At 37.6% G+C, this 4,775-nt stretch carries 5 protein-coding genes; 3 read left to right on the top strand and 2 right to left on the bottom strand.

Going from position 1 to position 4,775, the window contains the following annotated elements; genetic code table 11:
* Positions 1-249 precede the first annotated feature (249 nt).
* Positions 250-570 carry a BON domain-containing protein gene (locus GQR46_RS16260; RefSeq protein WP_010553266.1) on the top strand — a complete coding sequence of 107 codons (321 nt, stop codon included), beginning with the start codon at positions 250-252 and terminating at the stop codon, positions 568-570.
* A gap of 764 nt (positions 571-1,334) precedes the next feature.
* Here the strand turns inward: GQR46_RS16260 and GQR46_RS16255 are convergent.
* Positions 1,335-2,291 (bottom strand): mechanosensitive ion channel family protein, encoded by a 957-nt coding sequence (locus tag GQR46_RS16255; protein ID WP_165741513.1) that lies wholly within the window; start codon positions 2,289-2,291, stop codon positions 1,335-1,337.
* A gap of 121 nt (positions 2,292-2,412) precedes the next feature.
* Entirely contained in the window at positions 2,413-3,192 is a 780-nt protein-coding gene (gene yaaA / locus GQR46_RS16250) for a peroxide stress protein YaaA (protein ID WP_002961399.1), read from the bottom strand.
* 225 nt (positions 3,193-3,417) lie between these two features.
* Between yaaA and tal the strand changes: the two genes are divergently transcribed.
* Positions 3,418-4,368, top strand: a complete 951-nt coding sequence (gene tal, locus GQR46_RS16245; RefSeq protein WP_007376481.1) for a transaldolase — start codon at positions 3,418-3,420, stop codon at positions 4,366-4,368.
* A 222-nt stretch (positions 4,369-4,590) separates the two neighbouring features.
* Positions 4,591-4,775, top strand: a 185-nt coding sequence (locus GQR46_RS16240; protein ID WP_165741511.1) for a DUF3545 family protein, incomplete at its 3' end; no start/stop codon positions are given.

The following is a 4,775-nucleotide window of genomic DNA, read 5'->3' as shown; positions in this document are numbered from 1 at the left end:
CGACTTTTGTCGGCTTTTTAATGCAAGCCTTGCAGGCTCTGCTGTTTGTACCTGTTACATATGTAACCCAAGCATGTAACTCATACTCATTTAAATGTAATTTTTGCCCACCTGAATTCTCACTTAATAAAATATCCTTATATTTCAGTGCATTAATTATGGCATCGAAATTGTAATAACAAAGGTAACTAGCCCGATAAAATTTCCATATTGGGGCTGCACTATTCACCGTAATGTAAGGATTAAGTTATGAACCGCTTCAAGTTAACTATCGCTTTAGTATCATTTTGTTGTTTATTTTTATTAGCTTGCGCTACAAAAGTAAGTGCAGCAACCAACATGGCCGTAGTAAGCAGTGTAGCCACTCAACCTAACTTACAACAAGCTATCACCAACACCCTGCGAACTAATCCTAACCTAGCGTTAAGTGATATTCGTGTGCAGGTAAAAAATGGTGAAGTAGATTTATACGGTGAAGCACAAACTGGTTTTCAGCGCGCACTAGCTCAAAAGTTTTTAGAAAATATGGATGGGGTTAAAATCATTCGTAATAAAATTAGCGTTATTTAATACGCACCACATAAACTTATTTGTATAACTAATTCATAAGCGCGGCTTGTTACTCCAACACAATCTGCGCTTTTTTATACCCTGTTTAAGGCAAGTTTTGCTGAGCACAAAGATAAAATAAAACCTATATAATGTAATTATTCCTCCCACAAAAGCGATAGATCCCATTAATACCAAACATACTAGTAGCTTGGCTAATAGAACAAGTTACGTCAGCATTAGTTACCATCCTCGTTGTAGTACAGCTATCTAAACAATTGAGCCAATAGATCGTTTGGTTACTGTTTAACTTATAAATATAAGCGCGCAACTCTACGAACTTGTTATGCGTAAAAAGAAGCTAAAAATGACCCCCTAATTTTTACACTATTGCTTATATTTAGTTTTTGTAATACTGAAGAAGAGTGATTTGGATTTAATGCTAGCGTGTCTGTCTCTGGTTTTTTTAGCCCTGAAATAAACTCAGTTAATATTGTAAAAGTTTGCACAGGTTCTTCAGCCGATCGAGCGGGACTGAAAGTGGATAATTTAGTTATTGAAATAGATGGGGGCATTATTCCAAAGTGTGCCGCAAAGGAAGTCAGTGGATAAACACTACTTTTACTTATTAAACACTCCTATATTCAATAAACATAACACTAGATATTTAAACTTTTAGCTAATAATCCGTTTATAAAAAACAACAGCGCAATTTTACTCTGTAAAAATGCGCTGTTTGTAAGTAACTATTTCCCAATGCTTTTGCCTAATGAGCTTTAACTAAATTACTCACTTTGGTTTGAATCAGCATCATCACCACTGCCTTTATTTGATGATTGCTGTCTTATTTTATCGCTAATCATGGCATCGAGTTTTTCGCCCCCTTTAATGCCAAAGTCGAGCGTACGAATTGGGAATGGAATGCTAATGTCAGCTTCGTCTAGCGCTTGCTTAACGGCAACAACACCTTTATGGCGTACCGTCATAAAGTCAGGCTCGCCTGGGTATTTAATCCAAAACCACACCAGTAAGTTAATGCTGCTGTCGCCAAAACCTTCGGCGTATACAGCGGTTTCGTCTTTACGTATTACGAAGTCAAATTCATTTATTTTTTCGACGATGACGTCCTTTGCTTTTTCTATGTCGTCGCCGTACGAAATACCTACAGGTACTTCTATGCGCCTAACACCTAGCGTGGTGTAATTTTTTAGTACATTTCTAAATAATACTTTGTTTGGTACCAGTATTAACTGCCCATAAAAGCTCTCTATTAGCGTGTTACGTAGGTTTATAGAATGTATTGAACCAAACACGTCATCGGTTTCTATTACGTCGCCTGTTTTGAATGGTTTGCGTACACCCATAGCAATACCGGCTATTAAGTTTTCGGTCATATCCTGAAAAGCAAAACCAATTGCTAAACCAACAATACCCGCACCAGCAAGCAGTGAGGTAACAGTGCCTTTTAAGCCAACAAAATCGAGCGCTATAAATAAGCCTATACACAACACAATAACTTTAAAAATTGACGCCATTAAGTCGGCAATTTGTTTTGAGTCGAGTGAGCGGCGTAATACGTTTTTCATCAGCTTGCCAGCAAAGCGTGCCAATATTGAAAACACAATTGCGATCAGTATCGCAACTATAAAATTAGGGATATGACTTATTACAACATCAAACCACCCTCCGAGCTTTTCTTCTATTAGTTTTTCGGCTTCGTCAATTGACGGAATGCTGATCATTTTATTTGCACCTATTTAATTAGTGTTCTCATTAATATTAGATGAGATTGCAAATATAACGCCAACATCAAAAAAGCCATGCAATGCATGGCTTTTAAGTTTTTTATTTAAGCTTATAAACCTAATTTTGTTCGTCGCGCATAAATACCGGCTCAAGCTCTTTAACTGTTGCCTCTGGGCTAAAGTAATAACCTGCTACCGTAAACTCTTTAAGTTGGCTTAACTGCGTTACTTTATTTTCGATAATGTAGCGCGCCATCATGCCGCGTGCTTTTTTAGCGTAAAAGCTAATTACTTTGTATTGACCGTTTTTACAGTCTTTAAAGTGTGGGGTAATAATTTGTGCATTTAATGCTTTCTTATCTACCGCTTTAAAGTATTCGTTTGAAGCAAGGTTAACTAAGTATTGCGCGTCTTGTGCTTTTAATACGTCGTTTAATTTATTCGCTATTACGCTGCCCCAAAACTCGTATAAGTTTTTGCCACGCGAGTTTTCAAGCTTGGTGCCCATTTCTAGGCGGTAAGCTTGCATTAAATCAAGTGGTTTTAATAAGCCATATAAGCCAGAAAGGATACGTAAGTGGTTTTGTGCATAATCAAGCTCGCTAGCTTTAAGCGTGCTTGCATCTAAACCGCCGTATACATCGCCATTAAAGGCAAGCACTGCTTGTTTAGCATTACTTTGTGTAAACGGCTGCGCCCACTCGCTAAAGCGTGCTGCGTTAAGCCCAGATAGCTTGTCGCTAATTTTCATTAAACTGCCAATTTGCGCTGGTGTTAGTTCACGGCATACTTTCATGAGCTCTTCGCTGTGCTCTAGTAATTCAGGCTGAGTGAACTTGTCTGTTGCGGGTGGCGTTTCGTAATCAAGATTTTTTGCAGGTGAAATAACAGTGATCATAGTTAGCTATTGACTTGTAATTTATTTAGTGTCAATTTCAACATTAAATGAAACGAAAAGCACGTTTTGTTTAAATAAATCCTCTCTTAATAACCCATGCATTGCCGTTTTTTTATTGATCAGGACATAAGACCTATCAAGCATTGTCACACTGTTGCAGTATGGATTAGATATATTAAGAGTGATTAGATTTTTCTTTTAACTTGCTTGGAATGAGGAAAGCAAATGACTTCAGCTCTACAAAGGCTAAAACAACATTCATCTATCGTAGCCGACACTGGTGATATTGAAGCTATTAAAAAGCATCAACCAGAAGATGCAACTACAAACCCATCGCTTTTATTAAAAGCGAGCGAGATTGAAGCATATAAGCCTTACCTAGATAAAGCTTGGAGCTACGCAAAAGAAACCGAGCAAGAGCCAGCTAAACAACTTGAACTAGCATGTGATTACTTTGCCGTATTACTAGGTAAAGAAATTAGCGCTATTGTACCTGGTTATATTTCTACTGAAGTAGATGCACGCCTTTCGTTTAATACGCAAGCTACGATTGATAAAGCACATACCCTACTTAGCCTTTACGAAAAAGAAGGTGTAAGCAAAGACAAAATTTTAATTAAAGTAGCGTCTACATGGGAAGGTATTAAAGCCGCTGAGCAACTAGAAAAAGAAGGGACTAAATGTAACCTTACTTTATTATTTAGCGATGCCCAAGCTCGCGCGTGTGCCGATGCAAACGTATTTCTAATTTCGCCATTTGTTGGCCGTATTTTAGATTGGCACGTTGCTAACGGTATGGAAAAACCAACCGATCCGCTACAAGATCCAGGTGTTCAGTCTGTACGCAGCATTTTTGAATTTTACAAACGTCATGACTACAAAACAGTTGTGATGGGTGCAAGTTTCCGTAATACAGGCGAAATTATTGCACTTACAGGTTGTGACAAGCTAACTATTAGCCCTAATCTTTTAGAAGATTTAGGTAACCTTGAAGGCGCACAAGAATATTTGCTTGAAAGCGATGTTCCACAAGAGCCAAAACCAGAGCCATTAACAGAAGCACAGTTCCGTTGGTTACATAACCAAGATGCTATGGCTACTGAAAAACTAGCTGAAGGTATTCGCTCTTTTGCTGATGCACAAGAACAACTAGAGGCGCGCTTTAAAGCAATGTAATTTGCTATAATCGTGTTTTAAAAACGTCGCAATAGCGGCGTTTTTTATGCCTAAAATAGGCTACTTCTCTATTTAACCCTCATATCGTCTTCATATAATCTTCGTATAAACCTTCATCAAATAATCACACTTATGTAACATAACTGTCACTTTTTTATTCTATTTTAACTAGGCCTGTGGTATAGGTATTCTTGAGGTCAATAAAATCAATAGGAGAAGTTCATGGATAGCCTAAACGATATATTAGAGATATTAGAAGGACCAGATACAACAAGGAAAACCTCTCAGAAAAATAAAAAAAGAAAATGGCGTGAAATAGAAGCAATAAAAGACAAACAGCGCCTACGTAAAGAACTACAAGAACTAGACTACTTTACAGACAGTATTGCAATTGAAGAGCTCGACTT

The organism is Pseudoalteromonas sp. Z1A6 (assembly GCF_011378745.1).
GTDB lineage: Bacteria > Pseudomonadota > Gammaproteobacteria > Enterobacterales > Alteromonadaceae > Pseudoalteromonas > Pseudoalteromonas arctica.
The sequence above is the reverse complement of the archived record's forward strand: the minus strand, read 5'-3'. Positions and strand labels throughout refer to the sequence as shown.